This window comes from Streptomyces roseoviridis (assembly GCF_039535235.1).
Classification (GTDB): domain Bacteria; phylum Actinomycetota; class Actinomycetes; order Streptomycetales; family Streptomycetaceae; genus Streptomyces; species Streptomyces roseoviridis.
Window position 1 is genome coordinate 5416799 of sequence record NZ_BAAAWU010000001.1, and the last position, 24344, is coordinate 5441142.

23 protein-coding genes and 1 pseudogene are annotated in these 24344 nt (G+C 73.0%); 9 read left to right on the forward strand and 15 right to left on the reverse strand.

Features of this window, described 5'->3' with window-relative positions:
- Positions 1–27 precede the first annotated feature (27 nt).
- Positions 28–633, reverse strand: a complete 606-nt coding sequence (locus tag ABD954_RS24510) for a hypothetical protein (RefSeq protein WP_345488897.1) — start codon at positions 631–633, stop codon at positions 28–30.
- A 101-nt stretch (positions 634–734) separates the two neighbouring features.
- Here ABD954_RS24510 and npdG point away from each other — a divergent pair, with 101 nt between their 5' ends.
- The gene (gene npdG, locus ABD954_RS24515) at positions 735–1439 is read left to right on the forward strand and encodes an NADPH-dependent F420 reductase (RefSeq protein WP_345488899.1); all 705 of its coding nucleotides are present in this window, start codon (positions 735–737) and stop codon (positions 1437–1439) included.
- Between the two features lie 120 nt (positions 1440–1559).
- Positions 1560–1727, forward strand: a complete 168-nt coding sequence (locus ABD954_RS24520; RefSeq protein ID WP_345488901.1) for a hypothetical protein — start codon at positions 1560–1562, stop codon at positions 1725–1727.
- 236 nt (positions 1728–1963) lie between these two features.
- Here the strand turns inward: ABD954_RS24520 and ABD954_RS24525 are convergent, their stop codons facing one another.
- The 3 genes and pseudogenes from ABD954_RS24525 to ABD954_RS24530 form a co-directional block, all read right to left on the reverse strand.
- Entirely contained in the window at positions 1964–3130 is a 1167-nt protein-coding gene (locus ABD954_RS24525; RefSeq protein WP_382745763.1) for a serine/threonine-protein kinase, read from the reverse strand.
- Between the two features lie 77 nt (positions 3131–3207).
- Positions 3208–3335: pseudogene (locus ABD954_RS33665) on the reverse strand (IS630 family transposase); the annotation flags it as partial.
- Positions 3336–3389: 54 nt separating this feature from the next.
- The gene (locus ABD954_RS24530; RefSeq protein ID WP_345488905.1) at positions 3390–4184 is read right to left on the reverse strand and encodes a site-2 protease family protein; all 795 of its coding nucleotides are present in this window, start codon (positions 4182–4184) and stop codon (positions 3390–3392) included.
- 371 nt (positions 4185–4555) lie between these two features.
- Here ABD954_RS24530 and ABD954_RS24535 point away from each other — a divergent pair, with 371 nt between their 5' ends.
- Positions 4556–7828 carry an AfsR/SARP family transcriptional regulator gene (locus tag ABD954_RS24535; protein WP_345488907.1) on the forward strand — a complete coding sequence of 1091 codons (3273 nt, stop codon included), beginning with the start codon at positions 4556–4558 and terminating at the stop codon, positions 7826–7828.
- 30 nt (positions 7829–7858) lie between these two features.
- Here the strand turns inward: ABD954_RS24535 and ABD954_RS24540 are convergent, their stop codons facing one another.
- The 3 genes from ABD954_RS24540 to panB form a co-directional block, all read right to left on the reverse strand.
- Entirely contained in the window at positions 7859–8707 is an 849-nt protein-coding gene (locus ABD954_RS24540) for an ABC transporter permease (RefSeq protein ID WP_345488909.1), read from the reverse strand.
- Positions 8704–9696 carry an ATP-binding cassette domain-containing protein gene (locus tag ABD954_RS24545; RefSeq protein WP_382745761.1) on the reverse strand — a complete coding sequence of 331 codons (993 nt, stop codon included), beginning with the start codon at positions 9694–9696 and terminating at the stop codon, positions 8704–8706. Before ABD954_RS24545 ends, ABD954_RS24540 begins: the two co-directional genes overlap by 4 nt.
- A gap of 166 nt (positions 9697–9862) precedes the next feature.
- Positions 9863–10726 (reverse strand): 3-methyl-2-oxobutanoate hydroxymethyltransferase, encoded by an 864-nt coding sequence (gene panB / locus ABD954_RS24550; protein WP_345488913.1) that lies wholly within the window; start codon positions 10724–10726, stop codon positions 9863–9865.
- A gap of 207 nt (positions 10727–10933) precedes the next feature.
- On the opposite strand from panB, the gene ABD954_RS24555 reads away from it, so the two are divergent.
- From ABD954_RS24555 to ABD954_RS24565, 3 genes are all read left to right on the forward strand, one after another.
- Complete coding sequence (locus ABD954_RS24555; protein ID WP_345488915.1) at positions 10934–12544, forward strand: MFS transporter; 1611 nt, start codon at positions 10934–10936, stop codon at positions 12542–12544.
- A 55-nt stretch (positions 12545–12599) separates the two neighbouring features.
- Positions 12600–13364: a TetR/AcrR family transcriptional regulator gene (locus ABD954_RS24560; protein WP_345488917.1), complete on the forward strand. Its 765-nt coding sequence runs from the start codon at positions 12600–12602 to the stop codon at positions 13362–13364.
- Between the two features lie 217 nt (positions 13365–13581).
- Entirely contained in the window at positions 13582–14739 is a 1158-nt protein-coding gene (locus ABD954_RS24565; protein ID WP_345488919.1) for an endonuclease/exonuclease/phosphatase family protein, read from the forward strand.
- Positions 14740–14758: 19 nt separating this feature from the next.
- Here ABD954_RS24565 and ABD954_RS24570 read toward each other — a convergent pair whose 3' ends face one another.
- On the reverse strand, positions 14759–16522 hold the full coding sequence (locus ABD954_RS24570) for an NAD+ synthase (RefSeq protein WP_345488921.1): 1764 nt from the start codon (positions 16520–16522) through the stop codon (positions 14759–14761).
- A gap of 67 nt (positions 16523–16589) precedes the next feature.
- A complete protein-coding gene (locus tag ABD954_RS24575; protein ID WP_345488923.1) occupies positions 16590–17441 on the reverse strand; it encodes a DUF4190 domain-containing protein in 852 nt (283 codons plus the stop codon).
- Positions 17442–17673: 232 nt separating this feature from the next.
- Here ABD954_RS24575 and ABD954_RS24580 point away from each other — a divergent pair, with 232 nt between their 5' ends.
- A complete protein-coding gene (locus ABD954_RS24580) occupies positions 17674–18528 on the forward strand; it encodes an alpha/beta hydrolase (RefSeq protein WP_345488925.1) in 855 nt (284 codons plus the stop codon).
- Here ABD954_RS24580 and ABD954_RS24585 read toward each other — a convergent pair.
- The 4 genes from ABD954_RS24585 to ABD954_RS24600 all read right to left on the reverse strand — a co-directional run bounded on the left by ABD954_RS24585 (position 18513) and on the right by ABD954_RS24600 (position 20882).
- Positions 18513–18932 (reverse strand): CBS domain-containing protein, encoded by a 420-nt coding sequence (locus tag ABD954_RS24585; protein ID WP_345488927.1) that lies wholly within the window; start codon positions 18930–18932, stop codon positions 18513–18515. The genes ABD954_RS24580 and ABD954_RS24585 overlap by 16 nt on opposite strands.
- Before the next feature lie 200 nt (positions 18933–19132).
- The gene (locus ABD954_RS24590) at positions 19133–19765 is read right to left on the reverse strand and encodes a DUF305 domain-containing protein (protein ID WP_345488929.1); all 633 of its coding nucleotides are present in this window, start codon (positions 19763–19765) and stop codon (positions 19133–19135) included.
- Positions 19762–20439, reverse strand: a complete 678-nt coding sequence (locus tag ABD954_RS24595) for a thioredoxin-like domain-containing protein (protein WP_345488931.1) — start codon at positions 20437–20439, stop codon at positions 19762–19764. Before ABD954_RS24595 ends, ABD954_RS24590 begins: the two co-directional genes overlap by 4 nt.
- 104 nt (positions 20440–20543) lie before the next feature.
- Positions 20544–20882: a hypothetical protein gene (locus ABD954_RS24600; RefSeq protein WP_345488933.1), complete on the reverse strand. Its 339-nt coding sequence runs from the start codon at positions 20880–20882 to the stop codon at positions 20544–20546.
- A gap of 260 nt (positions 20883–21142) precedes the next feature.
- Here ABD954_RS24600 and ABD954_RS24605 point away from each other — a divergent pair, with 260 nt between their 5' ends.
- Together ABD954_RS24605 and ABD954_RS24610 are read left to right on the forward strand one after the other, a co-directional pair.
- Positions 21143–22504 (forward strand): glutamine synthetase family protein, encoded by a 1362-nt coding sequence (locus tag ABD954_RS24605; protein ID WP_345488934.1) that lies wholly within the window; start codon positions 21143–21145, stop codon positions 22502–22504.
- A gap of 176 nt (positions 22505–22680) precedes the next feature.
- The gene (locus ABD954_RS24610; protein ID WP_345488936.1) at positions 22681–23184 is read left to right on the forward strand and encodes a GNAT family N-acetyltransferase; all 504 of its coding nucleotides are present in this window, start codon (positions 22681–22683) and stop codon (positions 23182–23184) included.
- A gap of 64 nt (positions 23185–23248) precedes the next feature.
- Here ABD954_RS24610 and ABD954_RS24615 read toward each other — a convergent pair whose 3' ends face one another.
- Both ABD954_RS24615 and ABD954_RS24620 read right to left on the reverse strand, forming a co-directional pair.
- On the reverse strand, positions 23249–23680 hold the full coding sequence (locus tag ABD954_RS24615; protein ID WP_345488938.1) for a VOC family protein: 432 nt from the start codon (positions 23678–23680) through the stop codon (positions 23249–23251).
- 3 nt (positions 23681–23683) lie between these two features.
- On the reverse strand, positions 23684–24244 hold the full coding sequence (locus ABD954_RS24620) for a pyridoxamine 5'-phosphate oxidase family protein (protein WP_345488940.1): 561 nt from the start codon (positions 24242–24244) through the stop codon (positions 23684–23686).
- Between the last annotated feature and the right edge of the window lie 100 nt (positions 24245–24344).

The window sequence follows — 24344 nt, forward strand, 5'->3', positions numbered from 1 at the left end:
GTGCGCGGCAACCGAATTACGGGGCGCTCACCACCGGGGCGGCGGCGGTGCCGTCAGATGGTCCGCGAGGCGCGAGAGGCGGTCGCGCAGCCTCAGCCGGCCGCGCGGCACGGCCGGCAGGCAGTTCTCGCCGGTCGCCGCGCTCACCAGGTGCTGGACGGTGTCGAGGTCGACCTCCGCGTCCGCCGGCACCGTCAGCGTCTCGTGGGCGAGGCCGAGCAGCTCGGTGTCCCCGGTGTCCAGGGACAGCACCGTCGCGCCGGCGCGACGGGCGTCGTGGACCCGTTCGAGGAGCCCGTCGTCGGGCCGCGCGGGCGCGACCATCAGCAGCGTCTCCCCGCGCCCCGCCGACTCGATCCGGCCGAGGCCGACCGCCAGATGCGCCGGATCGCCCGGCCGCGCCCGGTGCCGGACCAGCGTCGGGGCGAGCTCGGGCCGGCCCGACCAGGCCGACTCGTCCACGAGGTGCGCGGCCAGGTGCCAGGGCTCGTACTCCGGCGTACCGACGAGCAGCAGCCCGCCGCCGTGCGAGACGACGGAGGAGCGCAGCGAGCCCGCGAAGCGGCGGGCGGCGGCCGGCCACTCCGTACCGGCGAGGACCTCACGCAGCAGTGCGACACGAACGGCGTCCATGGAGCCGCATGGTGCCCCGGACGGACCCGCGCAGACCGGCGTTCGACGCGGACTCACCCGTACGGGCGTCCCCGGAGCGACCGGCCAGTAATGTCGGGGCCATGACTTCCTCCACCACCGCACCGCAGGCCGCCCCCAAGGACCCCTGGGACCTCCCCGACGTCTCCGGACTCGTCGTCGGCGTCCTCGGCGGCACCGGCGACCAGGGCCGCGGCCTCGCCTACCGGCTCGCCAAGGCCGGCCAGAAGGTGATCATCGGCTCCCGCGCCGCGGACCGCGCGCAGGCCGCGGCGGCCGAGCTCGGCCTCGGCGTCGAGGGCGCCGACAACGCCGAGTGCGCCCGCCGCAGCGACGTCGTCATCGTGGCCGTGCCGTGGGACGGGCACGCCCAGACCCTGGAGTCGCTGCGCGGGGAACTCGCCGGCAAGATCGTCGTGGACTGCGTCAACCCGCTCGGCTTCGACAAGAAGGGCGCCTACGCGCTCAAGCCGGAGGAGGGCTCCGCCGCCGAGCAGGCCGCCGCGCTGCTCCCGGACTCGCGGGTCACCGCCGCCTTCCACCACCTGTCGGCGGTCCTCCTCCAGGACGCCTCGATCGACGAGATCGACACCGACGTGATGGTCCTCGGCGAGGTCCGCGCCGACGTCGAGATCGTGCAGGCCCTCGCCGGCCGCATCCCCGGCATGCGGGGCGTCTTCGCGGGCCGGCTGCGCAACGCCCACCAGGTGGAGTCGCTGGTCGCCAACCTGATCTCGGTGAACCGCCGCTACAAGGCCCACGCGGGCCTGCGCGTCACGGACGTCTGAGCCCGGGGCGGAGCGGCACGCAGGGCCGGACCTCCGAGCCGGTAGCGGTCGCGAAAGGGGCATGGGGGACACTGGACGGGCACCAGCAGCCGTACCGGTACCGGACAGGAGCCGACCCCCATGCCCCGCCTTGCCCTCTACGCCCTCGCCGTCTGCGCCCTCGCCGTCGTGGCGGCCGTCGTCTCCTTCGCCCAGGGCAGCTGGCTGGGCGTGGTGTGGGTGCTCTTCGCCGGCCTGTCCTCGAACATGGCCTGGTACTACGTCAAGCGCGGCCGCACCACCTCCTGACCGGACCGATCCGGAAGGATCGGTCTGTATCTCGATCCGGTCGAGCGGTGGTGGGTCGAGCTGACCCAGAAGAAGCACGAGCGCGGTGTCCACCGCTCGGTCCAGGCCCTCGAACGCGACATCCGGGCCTGGCTCGCCGACCGGAACGAGCATCCCAGGCCCTTCGTCCGGACCAAGGCAGCCGACGAGATCCTCGACAAGGTCGCCGCCTACTGCCGACGAATCTCCGACTGAGATCACCAGGGCCCCGCCCGGCCGCGCTTCGGGTCGCGCAGCTGCCGCGCCGCCCGGGCGGTGCCCAGCCGCGCACGTAACTGCTGTACCTGTGCCGTGGCGATGGCCAGCCACAGCCCGCCGGGCAGGATCAGGTACGCGCCCACCTTCCCCGAGGCCAGCGCCACCAGACCCGCCACGCCGCCCACCGCCCAGATCACGAACGCGATCAGCAGCGGCAGTGGGGAACGGAGCTCGGCAGGGGCGGAACCGGCCGTTTCCCGGGCGGTGGGCGGGACGGCCGCCTCCGTCGGGGACTCACCGCGTGCCGTGTGGTGACCGGGCTGCCGGTGCTCCCCGGCTTCCGGCGGCGCCGCACCGGCCGCCCGGCCGTCGACCAGGTCGAGCAGTTCGTCGAGCGTCGCGCGGTGTGCCGGATCCTTGCGCAGGCAGGCGCTCAGGACCGGCCGCAGCCCGGGTGGCACGGCGGTGAGGCCCGGCTCGTCGTGCACCACCCGGTACAGCACCGAGGCTGCGCCGCCGGAGCCGAAAGGACCCCTCCCCGTGACCGCGAAGAACAGCACGGAGCCCAGTGAGAAGACGTCGCTGGCCGGCGTGAGTTCGGCGCCTACCGCCTGTTCCGGCGACATGAACCCGGGCGTGCCGATGATCAGGCCGGTCCCGGTGACCCGCGTGGTCCCGTCGAAGGCCCGGGCGATACCGAAGTCGATGAGCCGCGGGCCGTTGTCGGTCATCAGGACGTTGGACGGCTTCAGATCCCGGTGGATCAGGCGGGCGCGGTGTACGGACTCCAGCGCCTCGGCGAGTCCTCCGGCGAGCCGCAGCACGCCGGCCTCGTTCAGCGGACCTTGCCGGTGGACGAGGACGCCCAGGTCCGGTGCGTCGATGTAGTCGCTGGCCAGCCAGGGGACCGCGGCGTCGGGGTCGGCGTCGATGACGGGCGCCGTCCACGCCCCGCCGACCCTGCGGGCGGCTTCGATCTCCCGCCGGAAACGCGTCCGGAACTCCGCGTCGCCGGCGACGTCCGCCCTGACCACCTTCACCGCCACGCGGCGCCCGCCCCGCGAACTCCCCAGGTAGACCTTGCCCATACCGCCTTCCCCCAGGACCCCGAGCAACCGGTACGGCCCGATACCGCGCGGATCCCCGTCACCCAGATCCCTGACCATGCGCCCCCCACCGCCTCCCCAAGCCCTGCCCCGAGGGTATCCACGGCAGAGCCTGCCGGGCCCGTGTTCCGCACTCCGGTCGACAGCTTGAACGTCAGCGACCGGTGAGGCTCCACGGCGAACGCCCCCGGATCCGCGAGACCGCCGACTGCGACATGCCCGTGGCCGCGGCCACCGACCTGGTCGACCAGTAGGTCGCGTTCTTCTTCGGACCTGGACGACTCGTGCCCGACCAACGACGAATCTCCGACTCAGGCCACTAGACCGCGCAGAACTCCGGCTGGTCCTGCCAGAACCGGTAGAGGTTCGAGCCGCAGTAGCGCGACAGCTCCGGCACGCCCAGCGCCCGCATCAGCGCGTCGATCGCGTCGAAGAAGGCCCCGTTGACCGCGGGGACGAACAGCAGCGCGATCACGACGAAGAAGCCGTAGGGCGCGTACGGCTCGATCTGCCGCTTGATCCGGTACGACAGCCAGGGCTCGATCACCCCGTAGCCGTCCAGGCCCGGCACCGGCAGGAAGTTCAGCAGGGCCGCCGTCACCTGGAGGAACGCCAGGAAGGCGAGGGCGTAGCGGAAGACGACCGGCACGCCGTCGAGGGCGCCGAGCCAGAACGGCGCCGTGCAGACGACGGCGAACAGGACGTTGGTGAGCGGTCCCGCCGCGGAGATCAGGCTGTGCTTCCAGCGGCCCCGGATCCGCGCCTGGTCGATGAAGACCGCGCCGCCCGGCAGACCGATGCCGCCCATGATCACGAAGAGCACGGGCAGGATGATGCTCAGTACGGCGTGGGTGTACGCGAGCGGGTTCAGGGTCAGGTAGCCGCGGGCGCCGACCGTGATGTCCCCGCCGTGCAGGGCGGTGCGGGCGTGCGCGTACTCGTGCAGACAGAGCGAGACGATCCAGGCCGAGGTCACGAAGAGGAAGACGGCGAGGCCGGGGGAGGCCGCGAAGTCGGTCCACACGGCCCAGCCGGTGACGGCCATGACCGCGAGGATCGCCAGGAAGACGGGACTGATCCGCCGTTCGTCGTGGCGCGAGGTGGTCGTGGACATGCGGGGCTCCCCGGGGCGGCGGTGTGGCGACGGTCGAACGGTCGTGTGCTGCGTGTGCGGGAAACGTACCGGGCGGCGCGACGGGTTCCTGCGGCGGGTCCCGGGGCGAGTGCCCAGGGCGACGGGCGCGGGTCACGGGGGTCCGCAGCGGCCGGGGTGCGAGCGCCCGGCGTCGGGTGGGGCGGGCCCTCCGGGGGTGGGTCCGCGCCCGTCGGTGCCGGGGCGGGCTCCGGTGGTGAGCCCACGGACGTCGTGCCGGGTGGACCTTCGAGGGCGGCGCCACGAGCGCTCCGCCGGGTGCCCGCGCGGGCACCCGGCGCGCGGGGAGCGCCCGGCGTCGGGTGGGGCGGGCCTCACGGAGAATGGGGCCCGTGCGCTATTCGGTCCTCGGCCCCACCCGGGCCCACACGTCAGAAGGCACCGCCGTGGGCGTCGGCGGTCCGCGGGTCCGCGCGCTGCTGACCGTGCTCGCGCTGCGGGCCGGCCGGTCCGTGCCCGTCGGGGTCCTCGTCGACGAGGTGTGGGGCGCCGAGCCGCCGGCCGACGCGGTCGCCGCGCTCCAGGCGCTGGTGGGCCGGCTGCGCCGGGCCGTCGGCCACGAGCGGGTGCTGTCCACCGAGGGCGGCTACCGGCTGGCCGCCGCGCCCGAGGACGTCGACGCGCACCGTTTCGCACGGCTCGCCGCCGAGGCGACCCGGGAGCTGGAGGCGGACCGTCCCGACCGCGCGGCCGGGCTGCTCGACGAGGCCCTCGCCCTGTGGAAGGGGCCGGCACTCGCCGACCTGCCCGACCGCGCGGCCGAGGCCGCCCGCTGGGAAGCCCGCCGGCTCGACGCCCGCCGGGCCCGGCTGACCGCGGCCCTCGCCCTCGGCGAGGCGGCCGCGGTGCTGCCCGAGCTGGACGCCCTGTGCGTGGAGCACCCGCTGGACGAACCCCTCCAGACCCTGCGGCTGCGCGCCCTGCGGGACGCGGGCCGCCCGGCCGAGGCGCTGGCCGCGTACGACGCGGTCCGCCGCGCGCTCGCCGACCGGCTGGGCGCGGACCCGTCACCCGGGCTGCGGGCACTGCACGCCGAGTTGCTGGAAGCCGCCACGCCACCGGCCGAGCCGTCGAAGAAGGACCGGACGGTGGGCAATCTGAGCGCCCGGCTCACCAGCTTCGTCGGCCGCGAGGACGACATCGCCGCCCTCCGCGAGGACCTGCGCACCGCGCGCCTGGTCACCCTCCTCGGGCCCGGCGGCGCCGGGAAGACCCGGCTGTCGCAGGAGGCCGCCGAGGCGGTCGGCGCCGCGTGGCCCGACGGCGTCTGGCTCGCCGAACTCGCCCCGGTCAGGGACCCGGAGGCCGTCACCGAGGCCGTCCTCGCCGCGGTCGGCGCCCGCGAGACCGTGCTGCGCGGCGCGGGTGCCGAGGAACTGCGCCTCGGCGAGGACCCGACGGGCCGTCTCGTCGACCACTGCGCGCGCCGCACGCTCCTGCTGGTGCTGGACAACTGTGAGCATGTGGTGGGGGCGGCGGCCGGGTTGGTGGAGGTGTTGCTGGCGCGGTGTCCGGGGGTGACGGTGCTGGCGACGAGCCGTGAGCCGTTGGGGGTGCCGGGGGAGGTGGTGCGTCCGGTGGGGCCGTTGCCGCTGGGGACGGCGGTGCGGTTGTTCGGGGAGCGGGGTGCGGCGGTGCGGCCGGGGTTCCGGGTGGCGGACGATCCGGGTGCGGCGGAGGAGATCGCGCGGCGGCTGGACGGTCTGCCGCTGGCGATCGAGCTGGCGGCGGCGCGGTTGCGGATGCTGACGCCTCGGCAGATCGCCGACCGGCTCGACGACCGGTTTCGGCTGCTGACCTCGGGTGCTCGTACGGTGTTGCCGCGTCAGCAGACGTTGCGTGCGGTGGTGGACTGGTCCTGGGAGTTGTTGACGGAGGGCGAGCGGGCGGTGCTGCGGCGTCTGTCGGTGTTCGCGGGCGGGTGCGGTCTGGAGGCGGCGGAGGCGGTGTGCGGGGGGCCGGGGCAGGGGCCGGAGGTGCTGGACCTGCTCGGTGCGCTGGTGGACAAGTCGCTGGTGGTGGCCGCTCCGACGGAGGCGGGGATGCGTTATCGGCTGCTGGAGACGGTCGCCGAGTACGCGGGGGAGCGGCTGGACGAGGCGGGGGAGCGGGCGGCGGTCGAGCGGCGGCACCTGACGTACTACCGCGAGCTCGCCCGGCTGACCGACCCCGTGCTGCGGACCGGGCGGCAGGTCGCCGCCATGGAGCGGTTCACGGTCGAGTACGGCAATCTGCGCACCGCGCTGCGCAGGGCCGTCGAGGCGCGGGACGAACACGAGGCACTGCTGCTCGTCCACGCCCTGCTCTGGTACTGGACCATGCGCGACCTGCGGGCCGACGCCCTGCACTGGGCGGAGGCCGTCGCCGCGCTCGGACCCGATCCGTTCGGGCCGGACGCCGCACCCGTCGTGCCCCTGCACGACCCCGTCACCGCGGCGCCGCCGCCGCTGTCCGAGGAGCGGCTGTGGGAGGCCAGGCGCGGGGTGCGGCTGATCGAGCTGATCAACATGGACCACGAGACCGGGCGGTGGACGACCCCGACGGGCGTCGAACGGCTGCGGCGCATCCACGCCGCGTATCCGCCCGGCCTCCCGCAGACCTGCCGGCTCCCCGGCTCGTTCACCGTCTTCGCGGTCCTCCTCATCGCCGAGCCCGGCCTCATGGGCGAGGCCCTCGACGCCCATGTCGCCGCCTGCCGGCGCTACGGCTACGCATGGGAGCTCGGCCACGCCCTCCAGCTGCGGGCCAACATGCTCGCCAACCGGGCCGACCTCGCCGGGCAGGCCGCCGCCGACGCCCAGGAGAGCCTGGAGATCTTCATGCGGCTGGACGACGCGTGGGGCGCGGCCGAGGCGCTGTCCGCGCGGGCCGAGGCACGCGAGCGGCGCCTGGAGTTCGAGGGCGCCGCCCAGGACTTCGAGGACGCCATCGGCTACGCGGAACGCATCGGCGCCCAGTCGCAGATGGCCCTGCTGCGGGCCCGCTACGCCGACATGCTGATCGAGACCGGCCGCCGCGAGGAGGCCGAACGCATCCTGCGCGAGGTGGTGGACGGCGGGCACGGGCGCGGCCACGAGCCGATGCTCGCCGCCCGGATCTTCCTGGCGCTGCTGCTCGGCAGGACCGGCCGGACCGCCGAGGCCCGGGTGCACCTGCGCCGGCTCCTCGAGGAGTTCAGCGCCGAGACCTTCTCCCTCTTCGAGGGCTTCACGCTCGGCAGCCTGGCCTGGGTGGACAACCTCGACGGACGGTACGACTCGGCCTTCGGCCTGGCCAGGCGGGCGTACGAGCGTTCCCTCACCCCGCTGTCGATGATGGTCGCCCCGCAGATGCCGCCGGTCCAGCTGATCACCGCCGCCTGGGCGCTGGCAGGGCTCGGCGGCCCGAAGGCCCGTACGGCGGCCGTCCTGCTCGGCGCGTACGAGGGACTGCTTCCGCCGGGGCACCGGCCGCCGCCCCTGGAGCGGGAGAACCTGGCGCGGGCGACCGAGCTCAGCCGCGCCGCGCTCGGTGACGAGGGCGCCTTCGAGGCCGCGTACGCCGAGGGCGGCGGCCTCTCCCTGGAGGAGGCCGCCGCCCTGCTCGCCGGCGCCGACGCGATCTGAGGCGCGGCGAGTCCGGTCCCCGTCGCCGGATCAGGTCTTCTTGCGGAACTTGGCGACCGCGAGCGGCGCCGTGACGACGGTGATCAGTGCCGCCCAGCCGAGCGTCATCCACACCGAGTGGGCGACGGGGCCGCCGTTGACCAGGTTGCGGGCGGCGTCGGCGAGGTTGGACAGCGGGTTGTAGTCGGTGAAGGTCTTCAGCCAGCCGGGCATGGTCGTCGGCATGGCGAAGATGGAGGAGCCGAACTGCAGCGGCATCAGGACGAGCATCGCCATGCCCTGGACCGCCTGGGCGGTCTTCAGGGTGAGGCCCAGCAGGATGAAGATCCACATGAGGGACGCTCCGAAGACCATCGACAGACCGATGGCGGCGAGGAGGTGCAGGACCGAGGTGTGGATCTCCAGGCCGAGCAGGAAGCCCATGCCGAGCAGGATCGCGGTCGCGACCATCATCCGGCCGACCTCGACGATGATCTTGGCGATCAGGACGGAGGACCGGGCGATCGGCATCGTCCGGAACCGGTCCATGACCCCCTTCTTGAAGTCGTCGTTGATGCCGACGCCGACGGCCATCGCGATGTTCATGCCCATCATCGCCATCAGGCCCGGGGTCAGGTAGTTCACGTACGCGGCCTGGTTGCCCTTGCCGGCCATGGCGCCGCCGAACACGTACACGAACAGCAGGATGAAGATGATCGGCATCATCACGGCGTCGAACATCGACTCCGGATCCTGCTTGATCTGGAGCGCGTTGCGGCGGGCGAGGGCGCCGATGTGTCGGAGGTTGGCCCGCAGGCCGATCCGGCCCTCACCGGTGGCGGCCCGCTTGGCGGGGGCCGGTGCGGGGGCGGACGTACGGGTGGCCGTGGTCGTGCTCATGCGGCGACCTCCTCGTGGATCGCGTCGGACGGGTGGCTCTTCTCGCCCGTGATGGCGAGGAACACCTCGTCCAGGCTGGGCAGGTGGGTGCCGATGTGGGCGATGCCGAAGCCGCGGGCACCGAACAGGCCGACCACGGCGGTCAGCTGCTCGTCGCTGAGGATCGGCACGTACAGCGCGTCCTCGTCGGGGACGACCGTCGCGCCGCCGATCCCGTCGAGGCCGGCCTCGCGCAGCGCGGACGCCATGGCGGGCAGCTCGGCCGGGTCGGCCGGGCGGACCTTCAGGGTGCGGCCGCCGACGCGCGCCTTCAGCTCGTCGACACCGCCCTGGGCGATGACCCGGCCGCGGTCGATCACGGTCAGCTCGTTCGCTAGCTGCTCCGCCTCCTCCATGTACTGGGTCGTGAGCAGCACGGTCGCGCCCTCGGCGACCATCCGCTTGACCTCGTCCCAGACCTCGTTGCGGGTGCGCGGGTCGAGACCGGTGGTCGGCTCGTCCAGGTAGAGCACGGCCGGCTGCCCGATCATCGAGGCGGCCAGGTCGAGGCGGCGCCGCATGCCGCCGGAGTAGGTCATCGCGGGGCGCTTGGCGGCCTCGGTGAGGGAGAAGCGCTCCAGCATCTCGTCGGCGCGGCGGCGGGCGTCCCCGCGCGAGAGATCGAGCAGCCGCCCGATCATGTAGAGGTTCTCCCAGCCGGACAGCTTCTCGTCGACGGAGGCGTACTGGCCGGTGAGGCCGATGGTGCGGCGCAGCTGGCGGGGCTGGCGCACCACGTCGTAACCGGCGACGGTGGCGGTCCCGGCGTCGGGGACGAGGAGGGTGGACAGGCAGCGCACCAGGGTGGTCTTGCCGGCGCCGTTGGGGCCGAGGACCCCGAGCACCGTGCCCTCCCGCACGTCCAGGTCGACCCCGTCGACGGCCCTGGTGTCGCCGAAGTGCTTCACGAGGCCCCGGACCTCGACGGCGTTGGTGTGTGATCGCGTCATGGACCCCATGCAACAGGGCCCCACCGACAGCGCACCGACAGCCGGCCGACAGCACCGCCGACAGCGCGTCCACGGCTGTCGGCGACCGCCCCGCGGAACGTCGACAGCCCGCCGACGGGGGACGGTCGGCGGGCTGTCGGTGGTGCCACAGGGGCTCGGGGTGCCTCTAGTGGAAGGTGTGCTCCTCGGCGGGGAACGCCCCGCCGGCGACGTCCTCCGCGAAGGCGCGGGCGGCGTCGCCCAGCGTCGCGCGCAGGTTGGCGTACTGCTTGGTGAAGCGCGGCACCTTGCCGCCGGTCAGGCCCGCCATGTCGGTCCAGACGAGGACCTGGGCGTCGGTGCCGGCGCCCGCGCCGATGCCGATGGTGGGGATGTGCAGCGAGCGGGTGACCTCGGCCGCCAGTTCCGCCGGGACGAGCTCCAGGACGACGGCGAAGGCGCCCGCGTCCTGGGCCGCCTTGGCGTCCCTCAGCAGCCGGTGGGCGGCCTCGTCGCTGCGGCCCTGCACCCGGTAGCCCATGGTGTTCACGGACTGCGGGGTCAGGCCGAGGTGGGACATGACCGGGATGCCGGCCTGGACGAGCAGCTCGGTCTGCGGCAGCGACCGCTCGCCGCCTTCCAGCTTGACCGCGCCGACGCCCGCGTCCTTGACGAGCCGGGTGGCGTTGCGCAGGGCCTGGACGGGCCCTTCCTGGTACGAGCCGAAGGGGAGGTCGCCGACGACGAGGGCGCGCCTGGTGCCCCGTACGACGGCGGCGGACAGGATCGTCATCTCGTCCATCGTCACGGGCACGGTGGTGTCGTAGCCGAGGTGACAGTTGCCCATGGAGTCGCCGACGAGGATCACCGGGATCCCGGCCTCGTCGAAGACGGAGGCGGTCATGGCGTCGTAGGCGGTGAGCATGGGCCACTTCTCGCCGCGGACCTTGGCGGCGGCGATGTCGTGGACGGTGAGGCGGCGGGTGCCCTTCCCTCCGTACAGCGCCTTGCTGCTGTCGGCGGGCGTTTTCTGGGCAGCCTGAAGCGTCATGGTGAACGGCTCCTCTTGTCATCTCGAGGCGCCCTGTGGCGTCCCCGGACCACGTCCATGGTGGCACTTCGCCGGGCGGACGGGGAAGTCGGGCGCGGCGGCGGGTCGGCGTGGCGCTGTTCACATCGCCGCAAAGAAAGGTCAGAGCACGGTCAAGTTTTTCAATACGAGACGGTCTCGTATCGAAATCCCACTACGGTGGAGGGCATGTCGCAGTCGCAGTCACACCGCCGCCGCTGGGCGATCCTCGCCGTGCTCATGCTCAGCCTGCTGATCGTCGTCCTCGACAACTCGATCCTCAACGTGGCGGTCAAGACGATCGCCAGCCCCGCCCCCACCGGCATCGGCGCCACCCAGAGCGAGCTGGAGTGGGCCATCAACTCCTACACGCTCGTCTTCGCCGGGCTCCTCTTCGCCTCCGGCCTCCTCGGCGACCGCTTCGGCCGCAAGAGGTCGCTGCTCTTCGGTATCACCGTCTTCGGCATCGGCTCCGCGCTCGCCGCGCTGTCCACCACCCCCGGCGAGCTCATCGCCTACCGCGCGGTGATGGGCCTGGGCGCCGCGTTCGTCATGCCGGCCACCCTCGCCGTGCTCATGAACGTCTTCGAGCGCGACGAGCAGCCCAAGGCCATCGGCATCTGGGCCGGCAGCGTCGGCCTCGCCATCGCCATCGGCCCCATCACCGGCGGCGTCCTCCTGGAGCACTTCTGGTGGGGCTCGATCTTCCTCATCAACGTGCCCGTGGTGCTGCTCGCCCTCGCCCTCATGGCCTGGCTCGTCCCCGAGTCCCGGGACCCCGCGCCCGGCCGCATCGACCTGCCCGGCGTGCTGCTCTCCGTGCTCGGCCTCGTCCTGCTCGTGTACGGCATCATCCGCGGCGGCGAGCTCGCCTCCGTCACCGACGTCACCGTCCTCCTGCCGTCCCTCGCCGGCCTCGCGATCCTCGTCGGCTTCGTCCTGTACGAGAAGCGGACCGACCACCCGGCGCTCGACATCTCGTACTTCCGCAAGCCCGCCTTCTCGGCCGCCGTCGCCGCCGTCGCGCTGGTCTTCTTCGCCCTGATGGGCGTGACCTTCTTCTCCGCCTTCTACCTGCAGAGCGTCCGCGGCTACAGCGCGCTGGAGTCCGGCCTGCTCATCCTGCCGCTCGCCGTCGCCCAGATGGCCTTCGCCCCGCGCGCCCGGCTCGTCGTGGAGCGCTTCGGCGCGCGGATCGTCTGCACCTCCGGCATGCTGGCCGTCGCCGTGGGCCTGGGCGCCTTCGCCTTCTTCGACGCGGACACCCCCGTCTGGCTCCTGGAGGTCGTCTTCTTCCTCCAGGGCGCGGGCATGGCGCACATCATGCCGCCGGTCACCGTCGCCATCATGCAGGCGCTGCCCCGCGAGAAGGCGGGCTCCGGCTCGGCCGTCAACAACACCTTCCGGCAGGTCGGCGGCGCGCTCGGCGTGGCCGTGCTCGGCTCCCTGCTGTCCTCCACGTACCGCGGCGAGATCGAGGGCCACCTCGGCTCCGTACCGGCCGCCCTGCGCGACACGGCCGGCGAGTCCATCGAGGCGACCCTGGCCGTCGCCGAGAAGCTCGGCCCCGTCGGACAGGGCCTGGTCGCCCCCGCGTACGACGCCTTCGTCGACGCCATGCACGTCACCGCCATCGGCTCGGCCGCCGTCGCCGTCCTGGGCGCGGTCGTCGTGGCCCTCTTCCTGCCGGGCCGCGCCCCGGCAGCGGCCACCCCGGCCCCCGGCGCCCCACCGGCTCCGGCCCCGGCGGGCACCGTCCCGGGCAGCCGCTCCGAGGCGGGAGAATCGGTTCCGAAGTAGACGGCGGGGCCGGCGGAACAGCAGCGCGGACAGCGACGGGAGAGGCGGGACGGACGTGTCGCAGGACAACGGCGGGGCGGAGACGGGCGGGGCCGTGCCGGGCGGCGCGGGGCGTGCGGGGGGCGGTGCCGCCGACGGCGCGGACGGTGCTCCCGCCGGGGGCGCGGACGGTGCTGGTGCCGGTGGTGCCGGTGGTGCCGGGGGTGCCGGTGGTGCCGGTGGTGCCGGAGGGTGTGCCGCCCGGCGCGGGCGGCCGCGGAGCGAGACGGCGGAGCAGGCGATCTTCGAGGCGGCGATCGGGCTCCTGGAGAGCGGGATGCCGCTGGCCGAGGTCTCCATCGAGAAGATCGCCCGCACCGCCGGCGTCGGCAAGGCCACGATCTACCGCCGCTGGCCCGGCAAGGAGGAGCTCTTCGTCGACCTGCTGCGCTCCGTCGAGGCCCCGGACCCGGTGCTGCCCGGCGTCTCGGTCCGGGACGACCTGGTCGCCCTGATGGAGTCGATCCGGCGGCGAGGACTCGCCAAACGGAACTCGGCCCTGCTGCACAACGTGTTCTCGCAGATGCAGCAGTACCCGAAGCTGTGGGACACCTACCACCACACCGTCATCGAGCCCCGCCGCCGCCTCGGCCTCGACCTCGTCCTGCGCGGCATGGAGCGCGGCGAGATCCGTTCCGACCTCGACGCCGAGCTCGTGAACGACCTCTTCACCGGCCCCATGATCCTGCGCACCACGATCCGCCCCGGCGCCACCCTGGACGACGACCTGGCCGAACGGGTCGTGGACGCCGTCCTGGAGGGCGTACGGCCCCGAGGATGACCGGGCCGGCCGGCAGCCCGGCCGGCGGTCCGAGCGCCAGTGCGGGCGGCAGTCCGGACGCCTCGTACGAATGTGCGCGTTCTGTCACAGCCGTACGCCTCGCGCCACCCGCAGGAACCCGCCACGCCTTTGCCGTCGTCCCTCGTGGAGTACGACCGAACCGGAATCGCCTAGGGTCGACTCCGGGTCGCAGAGCAAGGCAGTGAGGACGACAGCGATGGCGCGGGTGGACATGACGGGGACCGAGAACGGCGGAACGCCGGACGACGGAGGATCCGCCTCCCGGCCCGGTTCGCCCTTCGGCACCGGCACCGGCACCGGCACCGGCACCGGCACCGGCGCCCACGGCACCGGCGCGCACGACCCCGGTACCGGCTCCGGCTCCGCCTCCGGCGGGGGGCCGGGCTCCCGTTCGGGTCTCGGTGCCCGGCTCGCCCGGCTGCGCGCCGACCGCGGCATCTGGCGACGGGGCGTCCTCCTCGCCCTCGGGGCCGTGCTGGTCGCCCTGCTGATGGTGCTTCACTCCGACATCCCCAACCGGATCGGCAACCTCGGCAGCCTGACCGAGACCTTCCTGCCCTGGCTCGGCCTCTTCGTGCCGCTGCTCCTCGTCCTCGCCCTGCTGCGGCGCTCGGCGACCGCGCTGGTGGCGCTGGTGCTGCCGGCCGTGGTCTGGCTCAACCTCTTCGGCGGGCTCGTCGTCGACAAGTCGCAGGCCGGCGGCGACCTCACGGTCGTGACCCACAACGTGAACGCGGACAACCCCGACCCCGAGGGCACGGCCCGTCAGATCGCCGCGTCCGGCGCCGACGTGGTGGCCCTGGAGGAGCTCAAGGGCGACATGGTCCCGGTGTACGAGAAGGCGCTGGCCGACACGTACCGCCACCACTCCACCCAGGGCACGGTCGGCCTCTGGAGCAAGTACCCGCTGCGCGACGCCCAGCCGGTCGACATCCGCATGGGCTGGACCCGTGCCATGCGCGCCACCGTCGTCGCCCCGGCGGGCGAGGTCGCCGTCTACGTGGCCCACCTGCCCTCGGTGCGGGTCAAGCTGAACGCCGGCTTCACCGCCAACCAGCGCGACAACAGCGCCAACGCCCTCGGCGAGGCCATCGCCCACGACCCGCACCGGCGGATCGTCCTCCTCGGCGACCTCAACGGCACCATGAACGACCGCGCCCTCAACGCCGTCACGTCCCAGCTGCGCTCCACGCAGGGCGCGGCGGGCGACGGCTTCGGCTTCAGCTGGCCGGCGTCCTTCCCGATGGCCCGCATCGACCAGATCCTGGTCCGCAACGTCGAGCCGCTGTCCTCCTGGACCCTCCCGGAGACCCGCAGCGACCACCTCCCGGTGGCCGCCCGCCTCAAGCTCTAGAGGACGCCCTCCCGCTCCGTCAGGGCCGGCTCTCGCGCCAGTGGTTGGTGACGGGCAGCCGGCGGTCCTTGCCGAAGCCCTTCGCGGAGATCTTGGTGCCCGGCGGGTACTGGCGGCGCTTGTACTCCGCCGTGTCGACAAGACGCAGGGTGCTGATCACCAGTTCCTCGTCGAAGCCCGCCGCCACGATCTCGTCCCGGCCGCGGTCGTGGTCGACGTAGAGCGCCAGGATGCGGTCCAGCACGTCGTAGTCGGGCAGGGAGTCCGTGTCGACCTGGCCGGGACGCAGTTCGGCGCTCGGCGGCTTGGTGAGGGTGTTCTCCGGGATCGGCGGGGTCTGGCCGCGCTCCTCGGCGGCCCGGTTGCGCCAGCGGGCGAGGCGGAAGACGTCGGACTTGTAGACGTCCTTGATGGGGCCGTACGCGCCGACGGAGTCGCCGTACAGGGTCGAATAGCCCACCGCCAGCTCCGACTTGTTGCCGGGCGCCAGGACGAGGTGGCCCTCCTGGTTGGACAGCGCCATCAGCAGGGTGCCGCGCAGCCGGGACTGGAGGTTCTCCTCCGCGAGGCCGGTGAGGCCGAGCGCCCCCATGTAGGCGTCGAACATCGGCTCGATCGGCACCGTACGGAAGTGGAGTCCGGTGCGGCGGGCCAGTTCGGCGGCGTCCGCGCGCGAGTGCTCCGAGGAGTACTTCGAGGGCATCGACACGCCGTACACGTTGTCCGCGCCGAGCGCGTCACAGGCGATCGCCGCGACGAGGGCCGAGTCGATGCCACCGGACAGGCCGACCAGGACCGAGCGGAAGCCGTTCTTGCCCACGTACGCCCGCAGGCCGACGACCAGCGCCGAGTACACCTCCTCGTCGTCGTCGAGCCGGTCCGCCTGACCGCCGGTCACCTCGGGCTCGTAGGCGGGCAGCGGCTCCTCGGACAGCACGGCCCGGTCGATCCGCAGCCCGTCGTCGACGACCGTGCCGCTCCGCGGCGCGTCGGCCGCGGCCGACGGAAGCTCCAGGTCCAGGACCACACAGCCCTCGGTGAACTGCGGGGCGCGCGCGACGACCTCACCGGCCGCGTCGACGACGATCGAGTCGCCGTCGAAGACCAGCTCGTCCTGCCCGCCGGTCATCGCCAGGTACGCGGTCGTGCAGCCGGCCTCCCGGGCCCGCTTGCGGACCAGTTCCAGGCGGGTGTCGTCCTTGTTCCGCTCGTACGGCGAGGCGTTGACCGACAGCAGCAGTCCCGCCCGGGCGCTGCGGGCCGCCGGAACCCGGCCGCCCTCCTGCCACAGGTCCTCGCAGATCGCGAGGGCCACGTCGACGCCGTGCACGCGCACGACGGGCAGGGTGTCGCCCTGGACGAAGTAGCGGTACTCGTCGAAGACGCCGTAGTTGGGCAGGTGGTGCTTGGCGAACCGCAGCACCACCTCGCCCCGGTACAGCACGGCCGCCGCGTTCTCCGGCGACCCGGCGGGCCTGCCGAGCCGGGGCTCGGCCCGCTCGGAGCGGTCCAGGTAACCGACGACCACGGGCAGCTCGCCGAACCCCTCGTCGGCGAGCCGCCGGGCGAGCGAGCGCAGGGCGGCCCGGGACGCCTCCACGAAGGAGGGGCGCAGCGCCAGGTCCTCCACGGGGTAGCCGGTCAGCGCCATCTCGGGGAACGCGACGAGGTGCGCGCCCTGCTCGGCGGAGTGCCGCGTCCAGTGGACGACGGCCTCGGCGTTCCCGGCGAGATCGCCGACGGTCGAGTCGATCTGATTCAGGGCGAGGCGTAGTTGAGGCACGCCCCCAGTCTAATCGTCAATTCGACGCTATGTCCTGGGGAACGCGCATCGGTCCCGCCCGGCGCGGTTACCTGGTCGGACCGGTCCAGATCTGGGACTCGTGCTCCAGGACCGTCGGGGAGAGCTCGATCTGCAGCTCGTCGGCCGCGGCGGCGGGGAGCGAGAAGGTGTAGGCGGCCTTGGCCTGCTTGCCCGGAAGCACCTTGCCGTTGAAGGGCTTGGTCGCGTTGTCGCCGTCGAAGACCGTCTCGGCGGTGGCCCCGTGCGCGTCGCTCGCGTCGGGCAGCGCGGCGGTGACGTCGAGGGTCTCCTTGCTGCCGTTGACGATGGTGATCGTCACCTGGAAGGCCCGGTTGCCCTTGGCGTGGCCCACCGCGAACTCGTCGGGCTCGTGGGAGCGCGGCTTGGAGACGGTGACCTTGATCCCGTCCTCGTACGTGAAGGTGTCGCCGAACTTCATGGGCTCGGGGACCTCGTCCACCGGCTCCTCCGTCGGCTCGCCGGCACCCTCGCCGCCCGGCGCGGCGGAGGCGCTGGAGGAACCCTTGGCCCCGGTCTCCTTCTCGATCTCCTTGGCGACGTCCGTCACCGCCGTGGCGATGAAGATCAGCCAGACCAGCGAGGCGACCAGCGCGACGCCGCCCAGAACGGCACCGGTGACCGCCATCCCCTTGTTGGTCGCCAGGCCCTTGCCGGCCCGGGCGGCGCCGATGATGCCGAAGACGACGGCCAGCACGCCCAGGATCGCGCCCAGCCAGAAGAGGAACGGAATGATCCCGGAGACCAGGCCCACGATGCCGAGGACGAGGGCCGTGATGCCGATGCCGTTCTGAGGCTGCGCGTACGGGGGCTGCGGCGCGCCCGGTGCCCCCGGCGGCCCCCAGGGCGGCGGCGTGGGGGAGTGGCTGGGCATGGTCATGCGGTGTCCTTCGTCCAACTGCGGAAGGGTGCCGGCGCGGTCGCCGGACCCTGAAGATCAGTCACGACCGTAAGTGAGCGGATTGTGGAGAGACCAGGGATTTCCTGATCGGCATGTGATCGTGATCCCTCGCGGGGCGGCGGGGGAGGGGACAGCGCGCCCACCCGCCGGCCGGCCCACCGGGAACCCCCGGCCGCGCCCCGGCGTTCGACCGACTGTGTCCAGGAACGGTATGACCTTCGTACGGCTCGGAGGAGTCGCCCACCACGTCGTCGTCGACGGCACCGGACCCGTCTGCGTCCTCGCCGCCGGCCTCGGCATGAGCTGGTTCGACTGGGACCCCGTCGTCCCCCTGCTCGCCCCCCACCGCACCGTCGTCCGCTTCGACCGCCCCGGCCACGGCCTGTCCGCCCCCGCCGCCGTGCCGGCCACCCTCGCCGGGGAGGCGGACCGGATCGCCGCGCTCCTCGACGCGCTGCGGCTGCCCGGGCCCGCCACGGTCGTCGGACACTCCATCGCCGGCTTCCACGCCGAGGCCTTCGCCCGCCGCCACCCCGCCCGCACGGCCGCCCTCGTCCTCGTCGACTCCTCCGTGGAGGACCGCCCCCGCGCATCCCGCACCGCTCCGCCCCTCGCCCGCGCGCTGGGCGCCGCCCTGTCCGCCGCCGGGATCCCGGCGGCGCTCGGCCCGGCCGGGCGCGCTCTCTCGGTGCGCCTTTCGGCCCGGGGCCCGGACCCGGCCCCGCGCGCGCTCGTCCGCCGCGTCTACCGCACCTCCCGCGTGCTGCGCGGCACCCTCGACGAGAACGCCCGCTACGGCGCCGTGGCCGCCGAACTGCTCGCCCTGCGCGAGCACGCCCCGCTCCCGCCCGGCCTGCCCGTCACGGTGCTCGCCGCCCCCAACGGCTCCGCCCGCTGGGAGCGACGCCAACGCGCCCTGGCCCGGCGGCTCGCCGCCCGCTACGAGGCGGCCGAACCGTCGGGCCACCTGGTCATGCTGGACCGCCCCGACCGGGTGGCCGAGGCGGTCCTGGGCACGGCGGTGCCGTCCCGGGCACCGGGCCGCACGGGTCAGGAAGGGGCGTAGACGCTCTCGCAGAACGCCTTCAGCTGGTCGTCGGAGAGCTGCCGGGCCAGGTCCGCCTCGCTGATCATGCCGACGAGACGCTTGTTCTCGATGACCGGCAGCCGGCGGATCTGGTGGCCCTGCATCTCCTCCAGGACCTCGTCCACGTCCGCCCCGGCGTCGATCCAGCGCGGGGTGCCCTTGGCCATGTCGCCGCAGGTGACCCGGGCAGGGTCGTGGCCCATGGCCACACAGCCGACCACGATGTCCCGGTCGGTGAGGATGCCGCAGAGCCGTTCGTTCTCGTCGGCGATGGGCAGCGCGCCCACGTTGAGTTCGCGCATGCGCTGGGCCGCGCGGTCGAGCGTCTCGTGAGCCGGGATCCACTCGGCCCCCGGGTGCATGATGTCCTTCGCCGTCGTCATGAGCTGAGTGCCTTTCGTAGAACGTCGTCGTACCTACGTACGTCCCCGAGCACCCCTCATTCTGCGGTCGCGGCGCGGCCCCCGCGACCGCAAGGTCGCGGGGGCCGTCAGGAGCCGTCGTCAGGAGCCGTCACGGACGAGCCGTCACGGACGAGCCGTCACACGAGTCGGCCCGACCGCGCGGGCAGCCGGGGAGCCGGTCAGGCGCCCCGCTGCCTCAGCATGTCCGCCATCAGCCTGATCTCGGACTCCTGCGCCTCGACCATGCCCTGCGCGAGGTCCCGCTCGACGCCGGGCGCGCAGCGCTCCACACAGCCCTGGGCCATGTGGACGCCGCCCTTGTGGTGCTCGGTCATCAGCTTCAGGTAGAGCACCTCGGCCGCGCGCCCGGACGCCTTGGACAGCTGCTCGATCTCGGCACGGGTCGCCATGCCCGGCATCAGCTCGCCGTCCTCGCCGGCCGTCTCGTCACCGTGCCCGCCCATGCCCATCCAGGTCATCGGCGGCACGCCCGACTGCACCTTCGGCAGCCCCCACATGTCCAGCCAGCCCAGCATCATGCCGCGCTGGTTGGCCTGCGTGTTGGCGATGTCGTAGGCCAGCCGGCGCACCTCCTCGTCCCGCGTGCGGTCGCGGACGATGAACGACATCTCGACGGCCTGCTGGTGGTGGACGGCCATGTCCCGGGCGAAGCCCGCGTCGGCGGACTCCGCGGTCGGGGTCCTCGGGGACTCGTCGCGGTCGGCGGAGGCCACGGTGAGGGCGCCCCCGGCGAAGAGCAGCGCGAGGACGACGGCCGTGACGGACGCCCACTGCGTCCGGTTCAGCCTCACTGGCCCATCCCGCTGCCGCCCACGCCCTCGGCGCCGACCCCGCCGGTGCAGGCGGCGCCCGGCTCCGGGGTCTGCGGACCGTTGACGTACTTGGTGAAGAAGGCGTCGACCCGCGGGTCGGTGGCGCTGTCCACGGTCACCTGCTTGCCCCAGGCGCTCAGCATGATCGCGCCGGACTGGCCGTCCACGGGGCTCATCAGCGAGTAGGGGGTCTTCTTGACCTTGCTCTTCAGCTTCTCCAGGTCACCGGCGGCGGCCTTCTTGTTGTACGTCACCCACACGGCCCCGTGCTCCAGCGAGTGCACCGCGTTGGTGTCGCTGACCGGCTTGTCGTAGACGTCGCCGTTGCAGTTCTGCCAGACCGGGTGGTGGTCGCCGCCGACCGGCGGGGTCATCTCGTACTTCACCGGCGTGTTGACGTGGTTGCGGGTCAGCTTCTTGGCGTCCCAGGACTTCTCGCCCTCGATGGGGGCCTTGGCGGCGGCCTCCTGCTGCTCCTGCTTCTTGTTCTCCTTGTTGATGACCCAGCCGCCGAAGCCGACGAGGCCGAGTACGACGACGGCGGAGACGCCGACGGTGAGGATGCGGTTGCGGCGCTCGCGGGCCTGCTCGGCGCGGCGCATCTCCTCTATTCGGGCGCGGCGGTCGGCGGTGGTGGAGCGGTTCGCGGCCATGGTGATGTCGTCCTTCTGGAAGTCTGAGATCGAAAGATCGTGAAGTCTGGAACCGGTGAAGAGGCGTGCGGACGGAGAGCGACGTGATGCCGGCACGCGGCCGCTCACGTCCGCAGGACTTGAAGGACGTGCAGGTCCGGCGCACGGGGCCGTGCGCCGGCGAGGAACACCCGGCCGTCGGCCGGTGAGGCGTCGGGGCGCGGAAGCCGGCCCACCGCGTGCAGCGGCGGGTCGAGCGGCGGTGCGCTGAGCACCGCGGGGGACAGCGACGGGAAGAGCGAGCAGTCGCCGCCGCCGTACGGGCAGACGTACTGCACGTGCCGGTCGCCCCCGGTCACGTGCGCGGCCGCCCGATGGTGCTCGGCCCGCTCGGCCGGGTCGGCGACCCCCAGACAGAGGAAGAGCGCGCCGAGCAGCGTCGCCACGGCACTCACCAGTGCCATGGGACGCGGGTCCTGGGACAGGCGTGCGAGCCGTGGGCCCCCCATGGCCGGAGATCGTAGTGGCAGAAGGGGCTCCTTGGCCCGTACGGGGCGGAGCTGAGGAGCGGGAATCGGCCCGTCCCCCGTTACCTGTGTCACAGCGGAGCAGGCACTATGGGTGTGCAACGTGCACGAAACCATGTGGTGGGATGCTCAGGTGCCCCCCGATGTGCCCGAGGCGGTGGGAGCAGGCGGCCTGACCAGCGAGGATGGGTGTGGAAATGGACAAGCAGCAGGAATTCGTGCTCCGTACGCTCGAGGAGCGCGACATCCGCTTCGTGCGTCTGTGGTTCACCGACGTGCTCGGCTTCCTGAAGTCGGTCGCCGTCGCCCCCGCGGAGCTGGAGCAGGCGTTCGACGAGGGCATCGGCTTCGACGGCTCCGCGATCGAGGGCTTCGCCCGCGTCTACGAGTCCGACATGATCGCCAAGCCGGACCCGGGCACCTTCCAGATCCTGCCGTGGCGCGCGGAGGCCCCGGGCACGGCCCGGATGTTCTGCGACATCCTGATGCCGGACGGCTCGCCGTCCTTCGCCGACCCGCGCTACGTCCTCAAGCGGGCCCTCGCGAAGACCTCGGACCTCGGCTTCACCTTCTACACCCACCCCGAGATCGAGTTCTTCCTGCTGAAGGACAAGCCGCTCGACGGCACCCGGCCCACCCCGGCCGACAACTCGGGCTACTTCGACCACACCCCGCAGAACGTGGGCATGGACTTCCGCCGCCAGGCCATCACGATGCTGGAGTCGATGGGCATCTCGGTGGAGTTCTCGCACCACGAGGGCGCGCCGGGCCAGCAGGAGATCGACCTGCGGTACGCGGACGCGCTGTCCACCGCCGACAACATCATGACCTTCCGCCTGGTCATGAAGCAGGTGGCCCTGGAGCAGGGCGTGCAGGCGACGTTCATGCCGAAGCCGTTCTCGGAGTACCCCGGCTCGGGCATGCACACCCACCTCTCCCTCTTCGAGGGCGACCGCAACGCCTTCTACGAGAGCGGCGCCGAGTACCAGCTGTCCAAGGTGGGACGTTCCTTCATCGCGGGCCTGCTGCGCCACGCGGGCGAGATCTCGGCCGTCACCAACCAGTGGGTCAACTCCTACAAGCGCATCTGGGGCGGCTCGGGCCGCACCGCCGGCTCGGGCGGCGAGGCCCCGGCCTACATCTGCTGGGGCCACAACAACCGCTCCGCGCTGATCCGCGTCCCCATGTACAAGCCGGGCAAGATGGGCTCCTCCCGCGTCGAGGTCCGCTCCATCGACTCGGGCGCCAACCCCTACCTCACCTACGCCGTCCTGCTCGCCGCAGGCCTCAAGGGCATCGAGGAGGGCTACGAACTCCCGGCCGGCGCCGACGACGACGTCTGGGCCCTGAGCGACGCCGAACGCCGCGCGATGGGCATCGAGCCGCTCCCGCAGAACCTGGGCGAGGCGATCGCCCTGATGGAGCGCAGCGAACTGGTCGCGGAGACGCTCGGCGAGCACGTCTTCGACTTCTTCCTGCGCAACAAGAAGCAGGAGTGGGAGGAGTACCGCTCCGAGGTCACGGCCTTCGAGCTGCGCAAGAACCTTCCGGTGCTGTAAGCGCAGTCCAGGGACGGCGCACTCCCGAGGCAGTGCTCAGGGCCGACGTTCGCGAACCGTCGGCCCCCGCCGGTGAGCCGACCGCTGTCGTCCTGCGGCACGGCAGGCGTGGCCCGGCCCGGCCCGCCGGCAAAACCCGTTGCGGCCCGCAGTGGGCGGGCTCGAGACTTCACGCAATGAACGACGTGAAGATCATCGAGACCGCCCGCCTCCTGCTGCACCCGCTCTCCGTCGACGAGGCCCGGCGGGTCGTCGACGCGGCGCCCGGGCCGGGGGACCGCTGGGCCGAGGGGTATCCGGGGCCCGGCGACGTCCGGGGGGTGGGCAGCTTCCTGAACGGGGTGGCCGAGCGGGGCGATCCGGGGGTCTACCGGCCGTACGAGATACGGCGGCTCGCGGACGGCGTCACCGTCGGCGGGATCGGGTTCCACGGGCCGCCGGGCGGGGACGGCGTCGTCACGATCGGCTACGGGCTCGTGCCCGGCGTGCGCGGGCAGGGCTTCGCCTCGGAGGCGCTGCGCGCCCTGATCGCCCTCGCCCGCGAGGCCGGCGCCACCGCCGTCCGCGGTGACGCCGACCTCGACAACGTTCCGTCCCACCGCGTGATGGAGGCGGCCGGGATGGCGTACGAGGGCGAGGACGAGCGGGTGCGGAACTACCGGGTGGTGTTCGCCCCGTAGCGGCTCACCGCGGCCGGGCCCGCGGGCCCGGCCGCTCCCGGCCCGGCCGCGCGCCGCTCCCGGCTCAGCGCTCCGACAGCTCCGACGGCGCCTCCTGCACCGTCCACCCGTTCCCGTCCGGGTCGGTGAAGGTCATGAAGGAGTTCCAGGTGTCGCCCCTGCCCTCCTCCCAGCCCCGCTCGCCCACGTGCATCACCGGCGACACGTCGACGCCCGCCTCCACCAGCTCCTCGCGCGCCGCCTCGATGTCGGTGACGCAGAGCTGGAGGCCGTGCAGCGTGCCCGGGGCCATCTGGCGGCTTCCGGGGAACGGAGGCATGCCCTCCAGGAAGGCGATCGAACAGCGGGAGCCCGGCGGGGTGATCTGGATGATCCGCACGCCCGGTGCGACCTCCTGGTCCAGGTCGACCTTGAAGCCGCAGGTGTCGGCGTAGAACTCCTTGGCCCGGTCCATGTCGCTCACGGGGACGGGGACCACTTCCAGCGTCCAGTTCACAGGTCAGCTCTCCTCGGTGAAGCGCCAGCGGGTCTGGCCGTACGGGGTGCCCTTGGCGAAGCCGAAGGCCGTCGTCGGCGGGACCGCGAACACCAGGGCCGTACCACCCTCGCTCACGAAGCCACCGTCCCGCACGCCGAATCGCCATTCCTCTCCGTACTTGTCGGCATACGCCTCCGCGAGCGCCCGCAGCACCTCCTCGTCCGTCACCCGGACCGCCTCGCCCTCGATCACCAGGTCGAACCCCTCGCCCAGCGCGTTCGTGCCGGTGGTGAGGGCGACCCGGCGGTTCGCCGCCAGGTTGCGGGCCTTGCGCTCGTCCGGCCTGGTGCAGAAGTGCAGGGCGCCCTCCCGCCACACCGCGATCAGAGGGGTGACGTGCGGGCGGCCGTCGGGGCGGACCGTCGTCAGCCAGTAGACCTCGGCCGCGGCCAGCCGCCGCACCGCCTCCGCCCACGGCGTCGCCTCCGCCCCCGGTCCGCTGTACCGGGAATCCAGCGTGGTGTTGGCCGGGGTGCTCACCGGGCTGCCCGCCGGGGTGCTTCTCGGGGTGTCCGTCGGCATCGTCCGCTCCCTTCGACTCGTCCCCCACTGAAGACCCGGACCGGGGCACGAACTCATCGGTCGCCGCCCCGGGGCGCCCCCGCACCCCGCTCCGGATAGG

What these genes read in the sequence shown, in the direction of transcription:
- ABD954_RS24510 (WP_345488897.1), bottom strand. Translation starts at nt 633, where the DNA reads ATGGACGCCGTTCGTGTCGCACTGCTGCGTGAGGTCCTCGCCGGTACG.
- npdG (WP_345488899.1), top strand. Translation starts at nt 735, where the DNA reads ATGACTTCCTCCACCACCGCACCGCAGGCCGCCCCCAAGGACCCCTGG.
- ABD954_RS24520 (WP_345488901.1), top strand. Translation starts at nt 1,560, where the DNA reads ATGCCCCGCCTTGCCCTCTACGCCCTCGCCGTCTGCGCCCTCGCCGTC.
- ABD954_RS24525 (WP_382745763.1), bottom strand. Translation starts at nt 3,130, where the DNA reads ATGGTCAGGGATCTGGGTGACGGGGATCCGCGCGGTATCGGGCCGTAC.
- ABD954_RS24530 (WP_345488905.1), bottom strand. Translation starts at nt 4,184, where the DNA reads ATGTCCACGACCACCTCGCGCCACGACGAACGGCGGATCAGTCCCGTC.
- ABD954_RS24540 (WP_345488909.1), bottom strand. Translation starts at nt 8,707, where the DNA reads ATGAGCACGACCACGGCCACCCGTACGTCCGCCCCCGCACCGGCCCCC.
- ABD954_RS24545 (WP_382745761.1), bottom strand. Translation starts at nt 9,696, where the DNA reads ATGACGCGATCACACACCAACGCCGTCGAGGTCCGGGGCCTCGTGAAG.
- panB (WP_345488913.1), bottom strand. Translation starts at nt 10,726, where the DNA reads ATGACGCTTCAGGCTGCCCAGAAAACGCCCGCCGACAGCAGCAAGGCG.
- ABD954_RS24555 (WP_345488915.1), top strand. Translation starts at nt 10,934, where the DNA reads ATGTCGCAGTCGCAGTCACACCGCCGCCGCTGGGCGATCCTCGCCGTG.
- ABD954_RS24565 (WP_345488919.1), top strand. Translation starts at nt 13,582, where the DNA reads ATGGCGCGGGTGGACATGACGGGGACCGAGAACGGCGGAACGCCGGAC.
- ABD954_RS24575 (WP_345488923.1), bottom strand. Translation starts at nt 17,441, where the DNA reads ATGACCATGCCCAGCCACTCCCCCACGCCGCCGCCCTGGGGGCCGCCG.
- ABD954_RS24580 (WP_345488925.1), top strand. Translation starts at nt 17,674, where the DNA reads ATGACCTTCGTACGGCTCGGAGGAGTCGCCCACCACGTCGTCGTCGAC.
- ABD954_RS24585 (WP_345488927.1), bottom strand. Translation starts at nt 18,932, where the DNA reads ATGACGACGGCGAAGGACATCATGCACCCGGGGGCCGAGTGGATCCCG.
- ABD954_RS24595 (WP_345488931.1), bottom strand. Translation starts at nt 20,439, where the DNA reads ATGGCCGCGAACCGCTCCACCACCGCCGACCGCCGCGCCCGAATAGAG.
- ABD954_RS24600 (WP_345488933.1), bottom strand. Translation starts at nt 20,882, where the DNA reads ATGGCACTGGTGAGTGCCGTGGCGACGCTGCTCGGCGCGCTCTTCCTC.
- ABD954_RS24605 (WP_345488934.1), top strand. Translation starts at nt 21,143, where the DNA reads ATGGACAAGCAGCAGGAATTCGTGCTCCGTACGCTCGAGGAGCGCGAC.
- ABD954_RS24610 (WP_345488936.1), top strand. Translation starts at nt 22,681, where the DNA reads ATGAACGACGTGAAGATCATCGAGACCGCCCGCCTCCTGCTGCACCCG.
- ABD954_RS24620 (WP_345488940.1), bottom strand. Translation starts at nt 24,244, where the DNA reads ATGCCGACGGACACCCCGAGAAGCACCCCGGCGGGCAGCCCGGTGAGC.